Below are 21,230 nucleotides of genomic sequence, written 5' to 3' on the forward strand. Positions count from 1 at the left end.
AGCCCGGGTTAACGCGGCGTTACCGCGTGGGCGGTTTCCGCTCCGTATACTCCTGCGCATGGCCAATCCCAAACGTCGTCGCCCGCCGCTGATCAAGGCGCTGCCCTGGTTCCTTCCCGCCCTCGCGGCCGTCGCCTGCGCGGGTCTCACCGCGTCCCCGCTCGCGCTGATCCCCTTGCTGCTGGCGAACGCACTGGCGATGAGCGCGGTCTGCCATGCCATCGGCTTCGACCCCGAGTCGAGCTACCTGCGCACGGTCCTGCGACGTGGCTCGGCTTACGTGGTCATGTTCACGGCCTACACCTTCGTCGTTTTCGTGCTGGTCGCCTGGCCACTTCTCAAGCTGACCCAGGCCCCAAGCCTGGGCGCGGCGCTGCTTCTCGCCGGGACGCTGGTCGTCGCCTTGACGGTGCTCTGGCGGGTCTGGCCCGCGTTCGGGCTGGTGTTCCTCTGGGACGACGCCTACCCCGCGCAGGGTGGCGACGGTTCGTGGATCTTCACCGCGATGGCCCGCTCGGTCAGCTTCGGCCGCCATCTCTCGGCGGAAGATCGCTTCTTCTCGCACTTTCTTCCGGCCGCCCTGGGCCTGCTCGCGCTCGCTTTCAGTGCCGTGGCGTTGTCGGGCCTGTACGGGGTGCTGCCCGCGGAGATGCGCCTCGCCGCGCTCGGCATCTACGCCGTCGTGCTCCTGCCACTGGGCTGCATGGTCATCGCCAATCGCACGTTGCGTGCCCTGCTATGCGATCGCCGTGGCCATATCCGCACCGTGCGCGCCGAACCACGACGTGGCGTGGAGGCGCCCGCCGCGGCCGTCGCGCCGGCTCCCATTCCCGTGCTCAGCACCGAGGAAAGCCAGCCCGGCGTGCGCGACCGCGCCCTCCTGGCAGCCACGCGCGAAGGTGACATCGCCCGTGCGGTGGCGCTGGTGGAAGCCGGCGCCGATCCCGATACCGCCGCGGAACCGGGCGATCGCGACCAGCGGCCCGTGCTGACCCTGGCCGCGTTGTCGCCGGACATCCGCCTGCTTCGCGCCCTGATCGCGAAGGGCGCCCAGGTCGATCGCGTCCAGAACGGCATGACCGCGCTGCTCGCCGCCAGCCGTGACAGCTGGCATGGTCGGCCGGAAGCGGTACTTACACTGCTGACGAACGGTGCCAACGCGGCCAGCACGGACGCGGAAGGCAACACGCCGCTGCATGGCGCCGTGCTCAGCGCGGAGCCGACGGTCGCCGCCATGCTGCTCGACGCAGGTGCTCCGGTCGATGCCGTGAACGCCGCCGGCGACACGCCACTGGCCATCGCCTGCCGTGCCGCGAACTGGGCACTCGTTCGTTTCCTGCTCGAACACGGTGCCAAGCCGGCACCCGTCGGCGGCGAGCCCGCCCTCGTGGCGGCCGCGGGAATCGCCGACGACGACAGCGAAGGCGTCCGTGTATTGCTCCGGCACAAGGCGCCGGTGAACGCGGCGAACGCGCACGGACGCACCGCGCTGATCGCCGCGGCCGCGGAGGGCCACGAGCAGATCGCCCGCGCCCTGCTGCAAGCCAACGCCAACCCGAACCTCGCCGACCGGCACGGCACGACGGCACTGATGGAAGCCGCCCGCGCGGGCGCCCATGGCATCGTGCAATTGCTCGCCGAAGCCCATGCCGATACGGCGCCACGCGATGGCCACGGGCGCGACGCGCTGACCCTCGCCTGCCAGTCTCCGCGAGCCCAGGCCGCCACGGTGCGTGCCTTGCTCGCGCTCGGCGCGCAGCCGAAGGAAAGCGGCGCCGACGGTCGCAGCGCGCTGGACCACGCCGCCGCCACCGGCCGCTGGGACTTCGTCGCCCTGCTCGATCCCGAGACCCCGCTGCCGACATCGCTCAGCGAATCGGTCGTACCGGAAGCCGGCGCGGATTCGCCGATGCATTTGTACGATGCGCTGCGTTTCGGTCACTGGGCGGTGGCCTCCACCTTCGCGGCGAAAGTGCGTGAATGGCCCGGACATGAACTTGCCGCCTTGTACGTCGACCTGGCCGGCGCCGGTTTCGACGCCGCACGGGCCTGGCTGCTCGACCACGGCCTGGCCGCGGAGGCCCGGCTCGCCGCGGCCATCGACGAGGAAGGCACGTTGGGCCGCCGATTGTTCGACGCCTTGCTGCCGCAGCTGCCTCATTCCGCCGACGCGCTGCTCCAGCTCATGCGCGCAGGCGCATCGCCCGCCGGCGCGGGATTGCTCGGCCAGGCCGTATGCCGGCTGGAAGGCGCCGACGAGCGGCTGACCCTGGCCATGCTCGATGCCGGCGCGGACCCGTTCGGCGCCGATGCGCGCGGCCGCACGCCCGTGCACATGGCGGCCGCCACGGGCCGCGTCGCCCTCCTCGGTGCCTTGCTGGCACGCGGGCTGGACCCCAATGCGCGCGACACCGGTGGCCGCACGCCGCTGCACGCCGCGCTCGAACAGGGTGGCGACAGCCTGCCGTTGGTTCGCCTCCTGGTCGCCCACGGTGCCGATCCCGAAGCCGCCGACGTCAACGGCGAAACGCCCTATGGCCTCGGCATCGGCCACGGCGACGTCGAGCGCTGGTTGAACTGGCCGGCCTGGCAACTACCTCGCCGGGCGCTGCGTGCGGACGATTTGCCCGCTGCCGCGGCTGCCGGCGATACGCAGGCGGTCGACCGCCTGCTCGAACTGGGCTTCCCCGTGGACACACGCGACAGCCATGGTGCAAGTGCCCTGCTACGCGCAGCCGGCGCCGGCCAACGCGACGTCGTCGAGCACCTGCTCGCCGCCGGCGCCGATCCCACGGCGGCCGCGGCATCCGGCGTGACACCGCTTGCCGCCGCGGTGAACGCCCGGCGCGAGGCCGTGGTGGAGTTGTTGCTCGCGCGCGGCGTGGCGGCCGACCAGCGCCTGCCAGGCAATGCCACGGTGCTGATGATCGCGGCGACGCTCGGTTATCCGGAGATCGCGGACATGCTTCTCGCGGCCGGCGCCGATGCCACCGCCGAGGACGCCCACGGCCATACGGCCTTGCATGCCGCCGCCCAGTACTGCTTCGGCAGCAGCGACAGCTTGCGTGCACGCCGCTTACTGGACACCGTGATCGGCAAGGGCGCCGACGTGAACAAGGCCGACAAGGATGGCGTGACGCCGTTGCTCATGCTGCTCGGCGCGCATATGCGGCCCGGCGTCGCCACCGATGCGACGCACCTCGGCGCGCTCGTGCCGGTGCTGCTCGATGCCGGTGCCAGGATCGAGCATGCCGATCACCGGGGCGTCAGTGCGCTCCATGCCTGCGCCATGCATGCCCTGCTCCCACCCGCGCGCTTGTTGCTGCATCGGGGCGCCAGCCGTAACGCCGCGGATGCCTTCGGGCGCACCGCGGCCGACGTGGCCCGGCACCTGGGCTACGTCGACATCGCACACGAACTCGGCGGGCGCACGGGAGCCATTCCTAGCGTGCGGCAGACGCTTCGGCAGCCCGCACAACCGGACTGATCACTTTTCTTCTTCGCGGACCCGCTCTTCCACGGCGTCGGCCTCGAACAGCTGCTGCAGATCGTGCAGTGCTTCCTTCGTGGTCTGCACCAGCGCGGTCTCGTCGTCGTACACGAGGTACTGCGCGCGCAATACCTGGTCGTCGTGCTTACGGAACCGGGCGATCCGGCTTTCGACCACGTCCGGGGCCATATCCAGCGACTCCAGGACGTGACGCGTCATTTCCAGGCTCGAATAGAACGTCTCGCGCACGGGGTCTTCGACGCCGATGTCCATCAGCCGGAACGCGTGCTGGCGGTTGCGCGCGCGGGCCACGATCTTCAGGTGGGGATACTGCCGGCGAACGAGGCGCGCCGTGCGCAGGTTGGCTTCGGGATCGTCGGTGGCGATGACGAAGACCTCGGCCTTGTCGGCCTGGGCCGCGCGCAGCATCTCCGGTCGACCGGGGTCGCCGAAAAACAGCGAGGTGCCGCCGAAGCGGCGTGAGGTTTCCACCTGTTCCACCGAGCTTTCCAGCGCGACGAACTGGATGCCCTGCGCGCGCAGGACGCGGGCGACGATCTGTCCCATGCGGCCGAAGCCGGCGATGATCACGCGGGGCGTATCCGCTTCGATGGCGTCGAACTCGCGGTCCGGCTTGCGCACACGTTCATGCACGAGGCGCGACGCGGCGAGCACGAGCAGCGGCGTCAGCGCCATCGACAGCGAGATCGCCATCACCATCAGGCCGCGCTGGTTGCCATCGATGAGGCGGTTCTGCTGGGCGAGATTGAGGATGACGAACGCGAATTCACCGCCACAGGCGAGCACCGCCGCCAGGCGGACCGAATCCGCCGTGGACAACCCGCCCACGAGCTTCCCGAGTGGCATGATCAGGATGGCCTTCACCGCCAGCAGCAAGGCCACCATGCCGAGCACCAGCAACGGTTTCGCGACCAGCATGCCGAGATCGACGGACATGCCCACGCTGACGAAGAAGAGGCCCAGCAGCAACCCCTTGAATGGCTCGATGTTCGATTCGAGTTCGTGCCGGTATTCCGAGTCGGCCAGCAGCAAGCCGGCGAGGAAGGCGCCCAGCGTGGTCGATATGCCCGCCAGTTCCATCAGCCACGCGGTGCCCATCACCACGAGCAGGGCCGTGGCCGTGAATACCTCGGTGCTCTTCGCCCTGGCGACGAAACGGAACACGTGACGCAACAGCAGGCGGCCACCGATGATGACCGCGACGATTGTTCCGACGACACGGATGACACTCATGATGTCAGGCGCATGCGCATCGTGGGCGATCGTGCCGCCGAGCAGGGGCACGGCGGCGATCAACGGAATGGCGGCGAGGTCCTGGAACAGGAGGATGGCGAAGGCCTGCCGGCCATAGACCGTGCCGGCTTCCTTTCGCTCGGCCAGGATCTGCAGGCCGAACGCCGTGGAGGACAAGGCGAGGCTGCCGCCGACGATCACGGCGGCCTTCCACGTCAGGCCGAACAGGAAGTAGCCGATGGCGCCGATCGCCAGGGCGCAGGTGAGCACTTGCAGGCTGCCGCTGCCGAACACGGCCCGTCGCATGACCCACAGGCGCGACGGCGAGAGCTCCAGGCCGATGACGAACAGCATCAGCACGACGCCGAAATCGGAAATCGTGGCGACGCCTTCGGTGTCGCTGACCAGACCCAGTACCGACGGACCGATGACCACGCCCGCGAGCAGGTAGCCCAGTACCGCGCCGAGGCGGAAGCGCTTGGTCAGCGGAACGGCGATCACCGTCGCCAGCAGGAAGACGACCGCCGTCTCGAGAAAGTGATGCCCATCCATCCTGCGACTCCCGGAGTATCGCGTTGGATTATGTCACGGGGACATCGATGGGTTTTGCATGAATCCTCTTTCCTTCGCGTCTTCGACGCTATCGCCGACAGGGTCGGCTCCCACCAAGCAGCAGGCCTGGTGGGAGCCGACCCTGTCGGCGATGTTCAGCCTTTCAGCCAGCGCGCCACGTCGATCGCGAAATAGGTGAGGATGGCATCGGCACCGGCGCGTTTCATCGCCAGCAGCGACTCCATGACCACGGCTTTCTCATCCAGCCAGCCGTTCTGCGCGGCCGCCTTGATCATCGCGTACTCGCCACTGACCTGGTAGACGAAGGTCGGCGCACCGAAGGTGTCCTTCACCCGGCGAACGATGTCCAGGTAAGGCAGGCCCGGCTTCACCATGACGGCGTCGGCGCCCTCGGCGAGGTCGAGCTCCACTTCACGCAAGGCTTCGTCGCTGTTGCCCACGTCCATCTGGTAGGTGTGCTTGTCGCCCTTGCCGAGGTTGGCCGCGGAACCCACGGCGTCCCGGAACGGGCCATAGAAGCTGGACGCGTACTTCGCCGAATAGGCGAGGATGCGCGTATGGATGTATCCGGCGTCTTCCAATGCCTCGCGGATGGCGCCGATACGGCCGTCCATCATGTCGGAGGGTGCGACGAAATCCATGCCCGCTTCGGCCTGGGCCAGCGACATCTTGATGAGCGCCTCGACGGTCGGCTCGTTCATCACGTAGCCGTTCCCGTCGATCAGTCCGTCCTGGCCGTGCGTGGTGTAGGGATCGAGCGCGACATCGCCAATCAGGCCCAGCTCGGGGAAGCGCTTCTTCAACTCGCGCGTCGCGCGCTGGAACAGCCCCTGCGGATTCCACGCCTCACGCGCGTCTTCCGTCTTCACCGACCCGTCCACCGAGGGAAACAGGGCCAGCGCGGGAATGCCGAGGGCGACGCATTCCGCGGCGAGCTTCAGCAATTCATCGATCGAAAGGCGATCCACGCCCGGCATCGAGGGCACCGGCTGGCGGATGCCTTCGCCGTCGACGACGAAGGCGACCATGATCAGGTCGGACACGGTGAGCACGTTCTCGCGCATCAGGGCGCGGGAGAAAGCGTCGCGGCGCATGCGCCGCATGCGGACAGCGGGGAAGGTCATGGGAGGTGCCCATACGTTGGCGATCCGCCCATTTTACTCCCTGACGCCCCGCCGCCGGGGGGCAAAGCGTCGCACCATGGCATGCCGTGGGCAACGAGGGCCCCACGCCAGCCGGTCCGGACGCGCCTCACACATCGATACGCGCCGTGCTCTCCGGGTCGAAGAAGTGGAGCCGCTCGGCCTGGAATCCCAGGGCCACGTCGTCGCCCGGCTGGATCGTCGTGTGTGGCGGCACGCGCGCGACGAGTTCGTCATCGCCATGGCGCATGTTGAGGAACACCTCGTTACCGACGGGCTCGACGACGTCCACATGCGCATGCAGGCGTTCCGCGACACCCGGGTGATCCGACACCGTCAACAGGTCTTCCGGGCGAATGCCGACGATGACGGGCTTGTCGAGGTGTGCGGCGAGGACGGGCGAATCGGTCCCCAGCGGGAACGAACCGTTCTTCATTTCCAGGCGCAACCCGTCGTCGCGGCGCAGCGTGCCGTGGAACAGATTCATCGCCGGGCTGCCGAGGAAACCCGCCACGAACAGGTTCGCCGGCTTGTTGTAGAGATTCATCGGCGTATCGAGTTGCTGGATGACGCCTCCGTTCAGCACCACGATGCGCTGGCCGAGCGTCATCGCCTCGATCTGGTCATGGGTGACATAGACCATCGTCGCTCCAAGGCGGCGGTGGATACGCGCGATCTCCACGCGTGTGGACAGACGCAACTTGGCGTCGAGGTTCGACAGCGGCTCGTCGAGCAGGAACACCGCCGGATCGCGAACCAGCGCACGGCCAAGCGCCACTCGCTGCCGCTGGCCTCCCGAGAGAGCCGCGGGACGATGCTCCAGGCGTTCGTCGAGCCCGAGCATGCCGGATGCGTCGGCCACGCGACGGTCGATCTCCTCTTTCGGCGCGCCCCGCAGGCGCAAGCCGAAGCCGAGGTTCTCGCGCACCGTCATGTGCGGATACAACGCATAGTTCTGGAACACCATGGCGATATCGCGATCCTTCGGCGGGACGTCGTTCACGACGCGATCGCCGATCGTCATGGTTCCTCCGGAGATCGATTCCAGGCCGGCGATCATCCGCAGCAGGGTCGTCTTGCCGCAGCCGGACGGCCCGACGAGCACCAGCAGTTCGCCATCGGCGATGTCGAAGCTCGCTTCCTTCAGGGCGACGTGCCCATTCGGATATACCTTGCGCACCTTGTCGAGGCGAACCGCTGCCATCACTTACTCTCCCGTTGGGTTCCGGTCTGTCAGGCGATGCCTGACATTGATCCGGACAATGCGGTATTCTGCCGACGTAATCGTTTACATCAAAGTGTCGGTTTCCACCGTCGCGTGTCGGAATTCCCGGGCCTCGTGAAGGGTCGCAGGACAAGCCCTCACTAGACGCCAGCCCCCGCGCGAGGCACCCTTGCGTGCTTCCGTGACACGACAGGTTTACAACATGGCCAACGTTAGCGCCCCGGCGCCGACCCTGCTCGCCGACCTCGGCGGCACCAACGTGCGCTTCGGTATCGCGCATCCGGATGAAGATCAACCACTTATCCAGGAAAGCATCCGGCGTTACCACGTGAAGGACTACGCCTCCCTGGGCGACGCGGCCAAGCAGTACTTCAAGGAAACCGGCCACGAGGCGCAACGCGCCATCATCGCCGCCGCCGGCCGTATCGATAACGGCGAGACGGTGAAGGTCACCAACAATCCCTGGGCGATCTCAGCGAAAAACCTCACCAAGGAACTGGACCTGGAATGGGTCCACCTGGTGAACGACTTCGCCGCCCAGTCGATGGCGGTGATGCTGATGACCGACAAGGAAGACGCCAGCGGCCACCGCGATCTGGTCCAGGTAGGCAAGTCGGCCATCCCGAAGATCGGGGGCAAGGAAGAACAGACCTTCGTCGTCGTCGGCCCCGGTACTGGCCTGGGCGTCGGCGGTCTGCTGATCCGCGGCGACAAGGTCAGCGTGTTGCAGACCGAAGGTGGCCACGCCGGCTTCGCCGCGCACAGCGCGGAAGACATCGAGATCCTGAAGGTTCTCAACCTGCGCTATGGCCGCGTCTCCAACGAGCGCCTGATCAGCGGCGCCGGCCTCGTGAACCTCTACACCGCCATCTGCGAGATCTCCGGCCAGAAGCCGGATGAAACCATCACGCCGGAGGAAATCACCCGCCGCGCCACGGACGAAAGCTGCGTCATGTGCGGCCGTGCGGTGGAGACCTTCGCGGGCATCTTCGGCAGCGTCGCCGGCGACCTCGTGCTCACGCTGGGCGCATGGGACGGTGTGTACCTCACCGGCGGCATGACCCCGATCCTCCTGCCGTGGATCCAGAAGGGCAACTTCCGCGAGCGCTTCGAGGCCAAGGGCCGTTTCCGCGACACCATGGAAACCGTACCGACCCAGGCGATCATGAACCCGGAACCGGGCCTCATCGGCGGCACCGCACTGGCGATCGTCGAGGCTGGCGGCACGCCGCTGCGTCGTTGAAACAAGGCGTCATGCCGCGCGCAGGTGCACACCCAGCGCGCGCATGACGCGCATTACCGTGGCAAATTCCGGATTGCCATCCATCGATAGCGCTCGATAGAGCCCTTCGCGTGAAATCCCCGTAGCGCGAGCTACGCTACTCATGCCCCGTGCGCGCGCAATGTCGCCCAACGCCGCCCGCACGAGGCTGCCATCGCCCGGATCGTCTTCGAGACACGCATTGAGGTAATCCGTCTGGTCCGACTCGGTAGCCAGATGGTCAGCGACATCCCATCGAGTGAATTTTTCTTTCATGCGTTTGTGTCCCATGCCGTCGCGATGAGGATCGCTTGCGCTATGTCGGCTTGCTGACTGCCTTTATCGCCACCGATCAGCAGCACTACCAACGTCGATGCGCGGTGGATGTAGTACAGCCGGTAACCCGGTCCGTGATCGATGCGCATCTCACGAACACCGCTTCCCACGTGTTTCGCGTCACCTGAATGCCCTAACGACATTCGGCGTATCCGCGCATCGATGCGCCTCCGCGCCATGCGATCGCCAAGCTTGGAAACCCACCGTCGAAACGTGTCGCTCTGGATGATTTCGTACATCCTGCGACCGTACCTCGCACGGTACGACATGTGACCTATAGATTACAACCATCGCGACAAGGGACGACATAACTGGACAATGCCGCCCGCGAGGACTCGCCATGCCGTCGATGATCCGGCTGCTGATGGATTCGCGTTACGCGGACGGTGCCAGCAGAGCGTCCAGGTCGCTTTCGTCGAAGCTGAGGCGTTCGCGACTGCCGCCGCCTTCGAGCACGGCATCGGCCAGTTCGGCCTTGCGCGCCTTCAGCTCTTCGATGCGCTCTTCCACCGTGCCCGCCGTGATCAGGCGATATACGAACACCGGCTTGTCCTGGCCGATGCGATGCGCGCGATCGCTCGCCTGCGCCTCGGCCGCGGGATTCCACCACGGATCGTAATGGATGACCGTGTCGGCGCTGGTCAGGTTGAGGCCGACACCGCCCGCCTTCAGCGAAAGCAGGAACAGGGGTACTTCACCGTTCTGGAAACGTTGCACGGGTTCGGCGCGATCGCGCGTTTCGCCGGTGAGCGTGACGTAGCTGATCCGGCGGCGATCGAGTTCGACGGCGATCAGCTTGAGCATTTCGGTGAACTGGCTGAATAGCAACACGCGACGGCCTTCCGCGAGCAGCGCCGGAAGCATGTCCATCAGGAGCTCGAACTTCGCCGAATCGCGTACGCCGCGCGCGGCTTCCAGTTTCACCAATCGCGGATCGCAACATACCTGGCGCAACTTGAGCAGGGCGTCGAGCACGACGATGCCGCTGTGCGCGATGCCGCGTTGCGCGATCACCTCGCGAAGTTCTTCCGCCAGGGAGAGGCGCAGGCTCTCGTAGAGATCGCGCTGCTTCGGTTCCATCACCACGCGGCGCGTGATCTCGGTCTTCGCTGGCAACTCGGAGGCGACCTGCGCCTTCGTGCGGCGCAGGATGAACGGCGCGATGCGACGATTGAGCCGCTCCTGGCATTCGATGTCCTGGTGCTTCTCGATCGGCAGGCGATAGTGCCTGCGGAAGGCGCCTTCATCGCCCAACAACCCCGGCACGGCGAGGTCCACCTGCGACCACAACTCGCCCAGGTGGTTTTCCAGTGGCGTGCCCGTGAGGCACAGGCAACGGGGCACCTTGAGTGTCAGCAAGGCGCGGCGTGCCTGCGTGCGTGGATTCTTCACCTGCTGGGCCTCGTCGAGCACGACGAGCGAGAACGCCTGCTTTTTCAGTGTCTCGACGTCGCGCGGCAACAGCGCATACGTGGTGAGGATCACGTCATGCTCGGCGATGCGCGTGAAGGTCTCCGCGCGTTGCGGGCCATGCAGGGCCAGGAGCGTGAGTCCCGGAGCGAAACGCGCGACCTCGGATATCCAGTTGGGAACGAGGCTGGTCGGAACGACCACCAGGGCGGGCGAGGTGAGCCCTCCGCTTTCCTTGAGCGCCAGCAGGTGGGTGATCAACTGCAAGGTCTTGCCCAGGCCCATGTCGTCGGCGAGCACGCCACCCGTGCCGGCTTCTGCGAGCGCGTTCAGCCAGCGCAGGCCATCGCGTTGATAAGGACGAAGCTCCGCGCGCAAGCTGGCCGGTACGACGTCGCTGGCGCGTTCGGCCGCTTCGCGCAGGCGCTTGGTGAAGCCACGCAGGCGTTCGGGTGCCTCGAACGAGCCTCCGCTGGGCAGTGCTTGCGCGAGTTCCTCCAGACGGCCCGCCTGTACGCGCGGCAAGTGCAGTTGCTGGCGCGGCTTCTCGAGATATTCGGCAAGCGGGGCAAGCAGGCCGCGCAATTCCTTCAGGCGAACCGGCACTCGGCGACGCTCGTCCACCGGCGCGTACCAGACCGAATCCTCGGCCTCGCCCGGCGATGGACTCAGGCTGAGCTGATGCTCGGCCAGGGCCTGCGCCACGGCAGGCAAGAGGTTCACCCGCTTGCCTTCGATCTCGATGCCGATCTCGAGGTCGAAGGCGCGGTCGGCGTCGTCCTCGTGCGCCTGCCCATACCAGCGAACGGGTCCTTCGAGCACTTCGAACGGGAAACTCGGGGCGTACTCGAGGACGAAGCCGTCGGCTTCGAGCTTGGGCCGCAACGCCAGCCAGCGGGCGGGCGTATTCACTTCCAGCGCGCCCGCGTAACCCTTGCCCGGGAAGAGCCAGGCGTCTTCCGGCAAGGTATCGGCCATGTCCCAGGGCAATCCCTCGGTATCCACCGCCGGATTGAGGCCGGCGTTCTCGAGGTTTTCCATGGAGGCCAGTTCCTCCGCACGACGGCGGCTGATTTCCAGCAGGGTGCCGTTGCGCACGCGGCGGACCAGCGGCTCGCCGCCCCGCCCCGGCAGGCGCTCGCCCGCATAGTCGAAAGCGAGCCGTCCATAGGCCAGCGGCGGCGTGCCGGCTGCCAGTCGCGCGTGGCGCGTCAGGGCGTGCAAGACCAGCACGGGACGCGGCGAGACCTCCGCGCGGCGTACTTCGCCGAAGATCTGCGGCTCCGGTACGCGCGGACCCATGCGCGTCGACTCCATTTCCGCTCGAAACGCCACGGTGTGTTCCGGCGGCAAGGGCGGCAGGTCGAGCCACGAGGTTTCCGCAGGCTCGCTCTCCAGCAGCCCTACCTCGGCGTGCTCGGCGTCGAGGAACCAGAGCGAGCCTACGCGGAACAGGCGCTGGCTGGAGGGAACATCGGGAAGCAGCTTCTGGCTACCGTCCTTTTCAAGGTTCCAGCGCCAGCGCAGTGCCTGGGGCTTGCCCCGCGACAGCTGCAATCCGGCCACGCCGCCGAAAAAGCAGGGCGCGGTGTCGAGCACCTCGGCCAGCAGCTGGTCACCCAGCGCACCGGTGAACCGGGCGTAGCTGCGGCTCTTGCGCAAGGTTTGCGGCAAACCCAGCAGGGTCGCGGCGAGGCGCTTCTCGTTCACCGTCAACGAAGTGTCGGACAGATGGCGGCTGTCCAGCGGCAACGGCCGCGAATAACGACCGTCCGCACTTAACGTGAGAAGGACGGGCGCGACATCCAGGTGGGCCGCCGGCTCGTGGTCGTCGTTGACGCCTTCGAGGAAGAAGCCGAGCACCATGCTATCGGCGGGCGCCGCGATGACCGGCTCGTCGAGTGCGCGCCGCCATGCCTGCGGAAGCGATCCCGCCGTGTCGTCCCGCCTGCGCTTGTCGTCCGGCTGATGCATCCGTAGCGTTCCCGCCCGCGCGACCAAAACAGGAAGCTTAGCAAAGGCGGGAGAAGGAACCCGTAGGATTTTTTACCCGGTGGACCGCCCCGGTTCAGCGAGCCGGGAGACGCCGCGGCTCTCAGCCGCGGCGGTGCGGGAACAGGTCGACCGGATACTCCGCCTTCTGCTCGCGCCCCATGAGCGTGCGCAGGCCTTCGGCCGGCGTGACCTCGCCATGCAGGACGGCGCGCACGGCGGCCGAAATCGGCAGGTCGAGCCCGTGGAATCCCGCCAGCCGCGCCACTTCGTCAGCGGTAACGACACTTTCCACCACCTGCCCGATCTGGCGCACGGCCTCGTCGAGTGGAATACCCTTGCCCAGGGCGAGGCCCAGGCGCCGGTTGCGCGACAGGTCGCCGGTGCAGGTGAGCACCAGGTCGCCGAGGCCGGCAAGGCCCATCAGCGTTTCCGCGCGAGCCCCGAGCGCCACGCCGAGGCGCAGCATCTCGTTCATGCCGCGGGTGATGAGGCCGGCCCGCGCGTTGAGCCCGAGCTCCATGCCGTCGGCGACACCGGTGGCGACGGCGAGGACGTTCTTCATCGCGCCACCAAGCTCGGCACCGAGGATGTCGTTACCGGTGTAGGCCCGGAAGTTGGGCGCATGCAGGAGCACGGCCAGTTCCTTGCCGAAGGCTTCGTCCGTGGCATGCACCGTCACGGCGCTGGGCAGGCCGGCGGTCACCTCGCGGGCGAACGATGGGCCGGTGACCACCGCCGCGGGCCGGCCCGGCAGCTTCTCGTCGACCAGTTCGTGCAGGAAGCGCCCCGTGCCGGTTTCGAACCCCTTGGTGGCCCACGAAACCTTCGCGCCAGGATCGAGCAAGGGCACGATCTGGTCGAGCAACGCGGCGAACGCATGGCTGGGCACGACGAGCAGGATGATGTCGGCGCCGCGCAATACGGTGGCGAGATCGGCCTCGTAAACGAGTTCCGGCGGCAGGTCGAGATCGGGCAGGTAACGCAGGTTGCGCCGTGCCGACGCCATGGCCGCCAAGGCTTCCGCATCGCGTCCCCACAATCTCGTGGGGACGTCGTTACGGGCCAGGAGCGCGGCCAGCGCGGTTCCCCATGAGCCGGCGCCGAGAACGGCGACGGTGGGTCGGGAAGTGGGGCTCATCGCTCAGCTGTTGAGCGGATGGGCCCCGGCGCCTTCGAGCTGCTGGCGCTGCTGTTCGGCGTAGAGGGCATCGAAATTGATCGGCTGGAGCAGGAACGGCGGGAAGCCGCCTTCCTGGATCATGGACGACACCATCTGGCGCGCGTACGGGAACAGCAGGTTCGGGCAATAGGAACCCAGGATGCCGTCGCGATCGTCGCTGGTGAAGCCACCGATGCCGAAGATGCCGGCCTGGTGCACTTCGGCCAGGTAGGCCGTGCGCTCGCCCAGGTTGCAGGTAAGGGTGAGGCTGAGCACCACTTCGAAGAGGTCGTTGCCGAGGTCGACGGCCTTGTGGCCCAGGTTGAGCTGGACCTGGGGCTGGGCCTCGGTCTCACCCATTTCCTGGAACACCTGGGGGGCGTTCGGGGCTTCGAAGGAGGCGTCCTTCACGTAGATCTTCTGCAGCACGAGCTGCGGCTGGCCGGCCTGGCCGTTGGCGGTGATTTCTGCCATTGCGTGGTCCTCGAAAGGGGTCGTGTGGGCTGGCTACGTGCCGAGGCACGAAAGCGGGGATTGTTTCACACAACCCGGCGCGCCGCACAGTCCGGCTTGCACCCGCACGTGGGATTCTGAGAGAATGCCCGGCTTCCCTATGCCGACCCGATACGTCGGGCAGGCCCGTCATGCGATGCGGGCCCCATCGGCGGAAGCGCTCCACCCGCCAGCCATCGCGTGGCGACCCGTTTCCCGGGTCGCGGCTGGGCCGTCGCCGTCCTGGCCAAAGGATGGTCCAACGAATCTAGAGGAGGCCACCATGGCCCGTAGATGCCAAGTCACCAATAAGGGTGTGCAGACCGGTAACAACGTCTCGCACGCCAACAACAAGACCCGTCGCCGCTGGTTGCCGAACCTGCACGAGCGCCGCTTCTGGGTCGCCAGCGAGAACCGCTGGGTGAAGCTCCGCGTTTCCAACCACGCGCTGCGCACCATCGACAAGAACGGCATCGAAGCCGTGCTGGCCGACCTCCGTTCCCGCGGCGAAAAGATCTAAGGAGATCGAACCATGGCAAGCAAGCGCGATAAGCACCGCCTGATTTCCACCGCGGGCACCGGTCATTTCTACACGACCACCAAGAACAAGAAGAACACGCCGGAAAAGATGGTCTTCATGAAGTACGACCCCGTCGTCCGGAAGCACGTCGAATACAAGGAAGGCAAGATCAAGTAACGCTCCGCGTTCAACGCGCAGCGCTTCTTGATTTCGAAGAACCCGCCTCACGGCGGGTTTTTTTGTGGCTCCGTATGAGCCCTCACCCGGGTGGGAAGCATGCGGCAAGTGGCGAGCGTTGCTCTTTCCCACCAACCCACCGCAGTGTCGAGAGAGCTGCCGGTCGTCACCCTCGGCGCGACATGAGGAGCCGAGGACGGGCGGACAAGGCCCGTAGGGGATCGGCCTGGACGGCCGATCGTTTTCGCTGAGGCAGGAGCCGAATCGGAAACCCCCGCCCGACCGTCCGAGCCCGAAGGGGCGCCAGCCATCAGACACGGCCGCGCAGCGGCTTCCCTTCCCAAGGGACGGCACCGCCTGTCGCGCCGAGGGTGGCACCCGGCAGCTCCCGCCACGCCGCACACGACCAACGCGAGGGCGAAGCCGAGCCGTGACAACGGACGATTGCGAGGACAAAAAAACCCCGCCGTGAGGCGGGGTTTCAGTGACTCAGCCTATGCGGGAGGGTTACGCGCCCACCGCCGAATAGCCCTTGAGGCGTTGCGCGAACTGCTGCAGCGAACGGATGCCGCTCTGCTCGGCTTCCACGATCCACTGCTGCAAGGCCTTGAGCGACTTGTCGGCACCGCGCTCTTCCATCAGGGCCACGAGCCGGGCGCGGAACTCGCACACGGTACGCAGCGCCGGACGGTTCGCCAAGGCGGCTTGCAGGCGCTCGCGGGCGTCGTTGTCGAGCCAGCGGCCACCATCGGCCAGCGCACGGCGCAGGCGACGCGGCACGGACTTGATGCTGTCCCCGGCCTGGCCCATTTCCTCGCGCATCGTCGGCAGGATCACGTTGCGGTAATAGTCGGTGGTGGCCTGGAAACGCAGGGTCAGCACGCCCTTCAGCGTCTCGGCATCCGGCAGGTGCACGTTCGGGCGGATGTTCAGGGTGGGCGCGACGCGCAGCACCTTGGCCAGGCCCAGGAAACGCAGGCTGCAGATCGCCGCCCAGCCGATGTCGAACTCCCACTTGCGCAGGGCGAACTTCGCCGAGCTGGGGAAGGCGTGGTGGTTGTTGTGCAGTTCTTCGCCACCGATCCAGAAGCCCCACGGCGAGATGTTCGTCGCCTTGTCGGAGCTCTCGAAGTTGCGGTAACCCCACCAGTGGCCGATACCGTTGACGAAACCGGCGGCCCAGAAGGGAATCCAGATCATCTGCACCGCCCAGATCGCCAGGCCGATCACGCCGAACAGCGAGATGTCGATGATGGCCATGAGGGTCGGACCCCAGTAGGGGTGACTGCCGAACAGCTTGCGTTCGAACCAGTCGTCCGGCGTGCCGCGGCCGTACTTCTCCATGTCGGCCTTGTTATAGCTGGCCTCGCGGTAGAGCGCCACGCCGTCCAGGAAGACCTTCTTGATGCCGGCGATCTGCGGGCTATGCGGATCTTCCTCGGTTTCCACCTTGGCGTGGTGCTTGCGGTGGATGGCCACCCACTCCTTCACCACCATGCCGGTGGTCAGCCAACCCCAGAAACGGAAGAAGCCGTTGAGGGTCCAATGGAAATCCACGCCACGGTGGGTCGCGCTGCGGTGGTAGTACAGCGTCACGGTGAAGATGGTGAGCTGGGTGACCACGAGCAGATAGACCAGCATCTCGCCCCAGCTTGCGCGGGTGAGTCCGTTGGCCAGGAAATCGAGCAGGGTGTCGAGCATCGAGTCGGTACCGCGCGGGAAGTGAAAGGAGGCGTACAAGTCCAGTCTAACCAGCAACATCCATACCCACCAGCACGGAAAGCGGCAAATTGTGAAAGGAGTTGTTGTGGGATCGCGAGCCCATTGCGCACAATCGCCCGATGACTTCCCGTCCAGCCGTTCAGAGAGACAAGGGCCGCCTCGCACGTTGGGCGCAAGATGCGTCGCATAGCGCGACGATCGCCGACGTAGTCGCATGAGCACGAGTCATTTACTGAATATCGAAGGCATTTCGCGACGTCGTTCCGGCCGGGAAGCGGTGACGGACGTGTCTTTTTCCCTGAACCGCGGTGAAGTACTGGGCCTGCTCGGCGTCAATGGCGCAGGAAAGTCCACGACGCTTTCGATGCTTTCCGGTGCGCTCCGGCCCGACCGCGGCCGGATCGAGCTCGACGGCCGGGATTTCGTCGCCCATCCCGCCCTCGCCCGCCAATTCATCGGCTGGCTCCCCGAGAGCGCGCCCTTGTGGCCCGAACTCTCCGTGGAGGAGCACCTCGTCGCGTTCGCCCGGCTGCGCGGAGCCGCGCGGCAGGCGGCGCAGCGAGCGGCGCAATCGATCATCACCCGGCTGCAGCTGGGCGACCTGCGCCGACGCCTCGCCGGCGTCCTGTCCCAGGGCCAGCGCCAGCGCCTCGGCCTGGCATGCGCCCTGGTGCACGACCCCGCCCTGATCATCCTCGACGAGCCTGCCAACGCCCTGGACCCCGTCCAGGTCGGCGAACTGCGCAAGTTGATTCGTGAGCGCGCCGCGGCCGGTTCGGCCGTCATCCTCTCGACGCATGTCCTCGCCGAGGTCGTCGCCGTCTGCGACCGCGTGGCCATCCTCCACGAAGGGCGCCTGCGCCATGATTCGCCGCTAAGGGGAGAAGACGGCGGAGCCTCGCTGGAGAGGATCTTTTTCGGCATCGCCACGGGAGCCGCGGCATGAGCGTCGCGGCCGTCACCCGTCTCGAACTGAAGCGTCTCGCCGTCCGCCCGCTGGCCTGGGCGCTGGCCGCGCTGACCATCGCCTGGCTGGCCTGGACCTTCGTGCTCGGCCTGGGCCAGTTCCTCGGCGCCCAGGTGAAGCTCGCCGCGGTGGCGGACGCCCCGGGCTTCACCGACCTCGTGGCGATCCCCCTGCTCGCCGAACTGGCCAAACTCGCCTTCCTCGTCGTCCCGCTGATGACCATGACCCTGATCGCGGGTGAGCGCCGTGCCGGCACGCTGGCCCTCCTCGCCTCCACGGGCTTGCCGCCGTGGCGCATCGTGCTCGGCAAGTACCTGGCCGTGCTCGTCTGGCTGGCCTTGTGGTTGCTGGCCACCCTGGCGATGCCGCTGGTCGTCGGCCTCGGCTCCACGGCGGACTGGGGCAAGCTCGCCTCCGCCACCCTCGGCACCGCCCTCTTGCTGGCCACGCTGGCCGCGATCGGCATCGCCTGCTCGGCGGCGACCACCTTCCCCGCCATCGCCGCGGCGATGGCCCTCATCGTGACGCTGGCCCTCTGGACGATCGACCGCGGCGCGCAGGCCGCCGGCGTGAGCGGTGGCTTCCTCGAATGGCTGACCATGGCGACGCACCTGCAGAACCTCCTGCGCGGCCTGGTCGCATCCAGCGACCTTGCATGGTTCGTGCTGGCGATCGCCCTGTCCCTGAGCCTCGCCATCCGCCGCCTGGCTTTCGACCGGGAGCGCCAGTGATGCGCCGCCTGGATCGTTGGCTCGTGCTGCTCGGCCTCTTCGTGGCCACCGGCTGCATCGGCTTCCTCAGTTCGCGTCACGCATGGACCTTCGACTGGACGCGAGGCGCGCGCGCCAGCCTCGCACCCGAGAGCGTCGCGGTACTGGATACCTTGCGCGGCCCGGTCGAGGTCGTCGGCTACATCTCGCCGACGGGCCCGTTGCGCGAACAGATCGCCGCCGTGCTGGAACGCTACACACGCGAGAAGAAGGATCTGACGCTGTCTTTCGTCGACCCCGATGTCGATCCCGCCGCCTCGCGCCAGCTGGGCATCGCCGGCGACGGCGCGCTGCTGGTTCGTTACCAGGGCCACGAGGAACGCGTCGAAAGCCCGATCAACGAGCGCAACCTGTCGAACGCCCTGGAGCGGCTTGCCCGCGGTGGCCAGCGGATCGTCGCCTTCGTGACGGGTGACGGCGAACGCCAGGCGGACGGACACGCCAACGCCGATGTCGGCGTCTTCATGAGCCAGATCGAGCGGCGCGGCATCCGCGCCGTGCCGCTCAATTTCAGTCAGACACAGGGCGTGCCCGAGCACACCGACCTCGTGGTACTTGCCAGCCCCACGGCCCCTCTGCCGGCGGCCACCGTCGGCGCGCTCGTCGATTACGTCCGCGACGGTGGCAATCTGTTGTGGATGGTGGAGCCCGGCAACGACGACCTCGGCACCGGCGCCCTCGCCGATGTGCTGGGTGTTCGCGTACTTCCTGGAGTACTGGTCGATGGGCAGGGAAGCACACTCAATGTCGACGACCCCCGCATCGTCGTGGTCGGCGATTACCCCTTCCATGCGATCACCCGGGCGTTCCGCGATACCACGCTATTCCCCCAGGCATCCGCGCTCGCGCAGGTCTCCGACCACGATTGGGCGGTCGTACCCTTCCTGCGTTCGGGCGAGCGCAGCTGGACGGCATTCGGCGGCATCGACAACGACAAGCCTTCCACCGTCGCCTTCCATCCCGAGGCGGGCGAACTGAAGGGACCCCTCGACTTCGGCTTCGCCCTGAACCGCCTCTCGCCCAGCCCGGCCAAGAGCGAACAACGCGCCGTGATCGTCGGCGATGGCGACTTCCTCTCCAATACCTACGTCGGCAACGGCGGCAACCGCGCCCTGGGCGAGCGCATCGTCGACTGGCTGCTGGGCGACGACGTGCTCGTGGACCTGCCCGCCCGCGGGGCGCCGGATCGCGTGATCTCGCTCTCCCAGGAAGGCCTCAACGCGGTCACGCTGGGCTTCCTGGTCGCGCTGCCGCTGGCGCTCCTGGGCCTCGGCGTAGGCATCGCATGGCGACGACGGAGGCGCTGAGGTGAAAGCCAGGCTGGCGGGCCTCGCCCTGCTCGTATTCCTCGTCGCCGCCGTGGGGTGGCAGTGGCACGCCGATGACGCCCAGGCGCGCGCGTTCACGCTCACCCCGCTCGATCCGGATGCCGTGCAAAGCATCGAGGTCGAGCTGAAAGGCCTGCCGGCGCAACGGTTCGACCGGCGTGACGGACACTGGACCAGCCTGGCGGGTCCGGTCGACGAAGGACGGGCGCAGGAACTGGCCGCGCTGGCGGCGACCCCGGTGTCGGCATGGACACCGGCGAGTGGCTTCGAAGCCGCGAAGATCGGACTGGCGCCGCCGCTGGCCACCCTGATCCTGGACGGTACCCGCATCGAGTTCGGGGAGATGACGGCCCTGGGCAAGCAGCGTTATGCGCGCGTGGCGGAACGGGTCGCCTTCGTGCCCGCCCAGGCGCTGCCACGTGCGCCGCGGACGGCCTCGTTGCCGACGACCACGTCGACCGCCCGGTAGGCAGGCGCTTGCCACACGCGGCGGCACGCCCCATCTTTCACGCATGCCCGAACTGCCTGAAGTAGAAACCACCCGTCGCGGTATCGCCCCCTATATCGAGGGCCGTCGTGTCACGGGCGTGGTACTTCGCCGTCCGGACTTGCGCTGGCCCATTCCTCCCGAGGTTTCGTCGTTGCTGCCGGGACAGGTGATCGACAGCGTGGAGCGGAGGGCGAAATACCTGCTCTTGCGAACCGAGGCGGGTACCGCGCTATTGCATCTGGGCATGTCGGGCATGCTGCGCGTGCTTCCCGCCAACACGCCGATCGGCAAGCACGACCACGTCGACATCGCGTTCGACTCCGGGCAAGTGCTGCGCTTTACCGATCCTCGCCGCTTCGGCGCGTTGCTCTGGCAGATGCCGGGCGAAACGCACGAGTTGCTGGAAGGGATCGGGCCGGAACCCCTCACCGATGCGTTCGATGGCGACCTGCTGTGGCGCGTGTCCCGGGGCCGCTCCGCCGCGGTGAAGACGTTCCTGATGGACAATGCCGTCGTCGTCGGCGTCGGCAACATCTACGCGAGCGAAGCCCTGTTCGCCGCCGGCATCGATCCACGCCGCGCCGCGGGAAAGATATCGCGCGAGCGCTATCGAAAACTGGCGACGGAGGTGAAGCGCATCCTCGCCCACGCCATCGACCGCGGCGGTACGACACTACGCGACTTCCTCGCGCCGGACGGTGCGCCCGGTTACTTTTTCCAGGAACTCTTCGCTTACGGGCGCGCCGACGAACCGTGCAAGGTATGTGGAACGGCCATCCGCGTCGTGACCCTCGGCCAACGCGCTTCGTTTTATTGCCCGGGCTGCCAGAAGTAGCAGGACGACGTGAAATGACGGCCGCGCCCTACGGCGCGGCAAGGACGTGACTTCCTAGACTTCCATGACACGCCCCTGCCATGG

The 21,230-nt window shown here is 67.2% G+C and carries 18 protein-coding genes; 9 read left to right on the forward strand and 9 right to left on the reverse strand.

Annotation, left to right across the window (positions count from 1 at the left end):
- Positions 1 to 58 precede the first annotated feature (58 nt).
- Entirely contained in the window at positions 59 to 3,487 is a 3,429-nt protein-coding gene (locus AB6730_RS12060; protein ID WP_371023848.1) for an ankyrin repeat domain-containing protein, read from the forward strand.
- On the opposite strand, the gene AB6730_RS12065 is transcribed toward AB6730_RS12060, so the two are convergent.
- The 3 genes from AB6730_RS12065 to AB6730_RS12075 all read right to left on the reverse strand — a co-directional run bounded on the left by AB6730_RS12065 (position 3,488) and on the right by AB6730_RS12075 (position 7,663).
- Positions 3,488 to 5,296, reverse strand: coding sequence for a monovalent cation:proton antiporter-2 (CPA2) family protein (locus AB6730_RS12065; RefSeq protein WP_371023849.1), 1,809 nt, complete (start codon positions 5,294 to 5,296; stop codon positions 3,488 to 3,490).
- A gap of 155 nt (positions 5,297 to 5,451) precedes the next feature.
- The gene (hemB, locus tag AB6730_RS12070) at positions 5,452 to 6,441 is read right to left on the reverse strand and encodes a porphobilinogen synthase (RefSeq protein WP_371023850.1); all 990 of its coding nucleotides are present in this window, start codon (positions 6,439 to 6,441) and stop codon (positions 5,452 to 5,454) included.
- A 127-nt stretch (positions 6,442 to 6,568) separates the two neighbouring features.
- Positions 6,569 to 7,663 (reverse strand): ABC transporter ATP-binding protein, encoded by a 1,095-nt coding sequence (locus tag AB6730_RS12075; RefSeq protein WP_371023851.1) that lies wholly within the window; start codon positions 7,661 to 7,663, stop codon positions 6,569 to 6,571.
- A 223-nt stretch (positions 7,664 to 7,886) separates the two neighbouring features.
- Between AB6730_RS12075 and glk the strand changes: the two genes are divergently transcribed.
- Positions 7,887 to 8,927, forward strand: a complete 1,041-nt coding sequence (gene glk, locus AB6730_RS12080; protein ID WP_371023852.1) for a glucokinase — start codon at positions 7,887 to 7,889, stop codon at positions 8,925 to 8,927.
- Between the two features lie 9 nt (positions 8,928 to 8,936).
- Here the strand turns inward: glk and AB6730_RS12085 are convergent, their stop codons facing one another.
- The 5 genes from AB6730_RS12085 to secB all read right to left on the reverse strand — a co-directional run bounded on the left by AB6730_RS12085 (position 8,937) and on the right by secB (position 14,319).
- The gene (locus tag AB6730_RS12085; RefSeq protein ID WP_371023853.1) at positions 8,937 to 9,221 is read right to left on the reverse strand and encodes an addiction module antidote protein; all 285 of its coding nucleotides are present in this window, start codon (positions 9,219 to 9,221) and stop codon (positions 8,937 to 8,939) included.
- Positions 9,218 to 9,520 (reverse strand): type II toxin-antitoxin system RelE/ParE family toxin, encoded by a 303-nt coding sequence (locus AB6730_RS12090; RefSeq protein WP_371023854.1) that lies wholly within the window; start codon positions 9,518 to 9,520, stop codon positions 9,218 to 9,220. Before AB6730_RS12090 ends, AB6730_RS12085 begins: the two co-directional genes overlap by 4 nt.
- Before the next feature lie 136 nt (positions 9,521 to 9,656).
- Positions 9,657 to 12,665, reverse strand: a complete 3,009-nt coding sequence (locus tag AB6730_RS12095; protein WP_371023855.1) for a DEAD/DEAH box helicase — start codon at positions 12,663 to 12,665, stop codon at positions 9,657 to 9,659.
- A 121-nt stretch (positions 12,666 to 12,786) separates the two neighbouring features.
- A complete protein-coding gene (locus tag AB6730_RS12100) occupies positions 12,787 to 13,824 on the reverse strand; it encodes an NAD(P)H-dependent glycerol-3-phosphate dehydrogenase (RefSeq protein WP_371023856.1) in 1,038 nt (345 codons plus the stop codon).
- A gap of 3 nt (positions 13,825 to 13,827) precedes the next feature.
- Positions 13,828 to 14,319 carry a protein-export chaperone SecB gene (secB, locus tag AB6730_RS12105; RefSeq protein ID WP_371023857.1) on the reverse strand — a complete coding sequence of 164 codons (492 nt, stop codon included), beginning with the start codon at positions 14,317 to 14,319 and terminating at the stop codon, positions 13,828 to 13,830.
- 301 nt (positions 14,320 to 14,620) lie between these two features.
- Here secB and rpmB point away from each other — a divergent pair, with 301 nt between their 5' ends.
- Positions 14,621 to 14,857, forward strand: a complete 237-nt coding sequence (gene rpmB / locus AB6730_RS12110) for a 50S ribosomal protein L28 (protein WP_089981369.1) — start codon at positions 14,621 to 14,623, stop codon at positions 14,855 to 14,857.
- 12 nt (positions 14,858 to 14,869) lie between these two features.
- Positions 14,870 to 15,034 (forward strand): 50S ribosomal protein L33, encoded by a 165-nt coding sequence (gene rpmG / locus AB6730_RS12115; RefSeq protein ID WP_036109728.1) that lies wholly within the window; start codon positions 14,870 to 14,872, stop codon positions 15,032 to 15,034.
- A gap of 507 nt (positions 15,035 to 15,541) precedes the next feature.
- Here rpmG and AB6730_RS12120 read toward each other — a convergent pair.
- Entirely contained in the window at positions 15,542 to 16,735 is a 1,194-nt protein-coding gene (locus AB6730_RS12120; RefSeq protein ID WP_371023874.1) for an acyl-CoA desaturase, read from the reverse strand.
- A 235-nt stretch (positions 16,736 to 16,970) separates the two neighbouring features.
- Between AB6730_RS12120 and AB6730_RS12125 the strand changes: the two genes are divergently transcribed.
- From AB6730_RS12125 to mutM, 5 genes are read left to right on the forward strand one after another with little or no spacing between them, the layout of a single operon-like run.
- Entirely contained in the window at positions 16,971 to 17,702 is a 732-nt protein-coding gene (locus tag AB6730_RS12125; protein WP_371023858.1) for an ABC transporter ATP-binding protein, read from the forward strand.
- Positions 17,699 to 18,454, forward strand: coding sequence for an ABC transporter permease (locus AB6730_RS12130; protein ID WP_371023859.1), 756 nt, complete (start codon positions 17,699 to 17,701; stop codon positions 18,452 to 18,454). Before AB6730_RS12125 ends, AB6730_RS12130 begins: the two co-directional genes overlap by 4 nt.
- Positions 18,454 to 19,800 carry a GldG family protein gene (locus tag AB6730_RS12135; RefSeq protein WP_371023860.1) on the forward strand — a complete coding sequence of 449 codons (1,347 nt, stop codon included), beginning with the start codon at positions 18,454 to 18,456 and terminating at the stop codon, positions 19,798 to 19,800. The genes AB6730_RS12130 and AB6730_RS12135 overlap by 1 nt, the downstream gene beginning before the upstream one ends.
- Position 19,801: 1 nt before the next feature.
- Positions 19,802 to 20,290, forward strand: a complete 489-nt coding sequence (locus tag AB6730_RS12140) for a hypothetical protein (RefSeq protein WP_371023861.1) — start codon at positions 19,802 to 19,804, stop codon at positions 20,288 to 20,290.
- 43 nt (positions 20,291 to 20,333) lie between these two features.
- Positions 20,334 to 21,146, forward strand: a complete 813-nt coding sequence (mutM, locus tag AB6730_RS12145) for a bifunctional DNA-formamidopyrimidine glycosylase/DNA-(apurinic or apyrimidinic site) lyase (protein WP_371023862.1) — start codon at positions 20,334 to 20,336, stop codon at positions 21,144 to 21,146.
- The last annotated feature ends 84 nt before the right edge of the window (positions 21,147 to 21,230 follow it).

The sequence above is a fragment of the Luteibacter sp. RCC_6_2 genome (genome assembly GCF_041360655.1).
In the GTDB taxonomy this organism is placed as follows: Bacteria; Pseudomonadota; Gammaproteobacteria; order Xanthomonadales; family Rhodanobacteraceae; genus Luteibacter.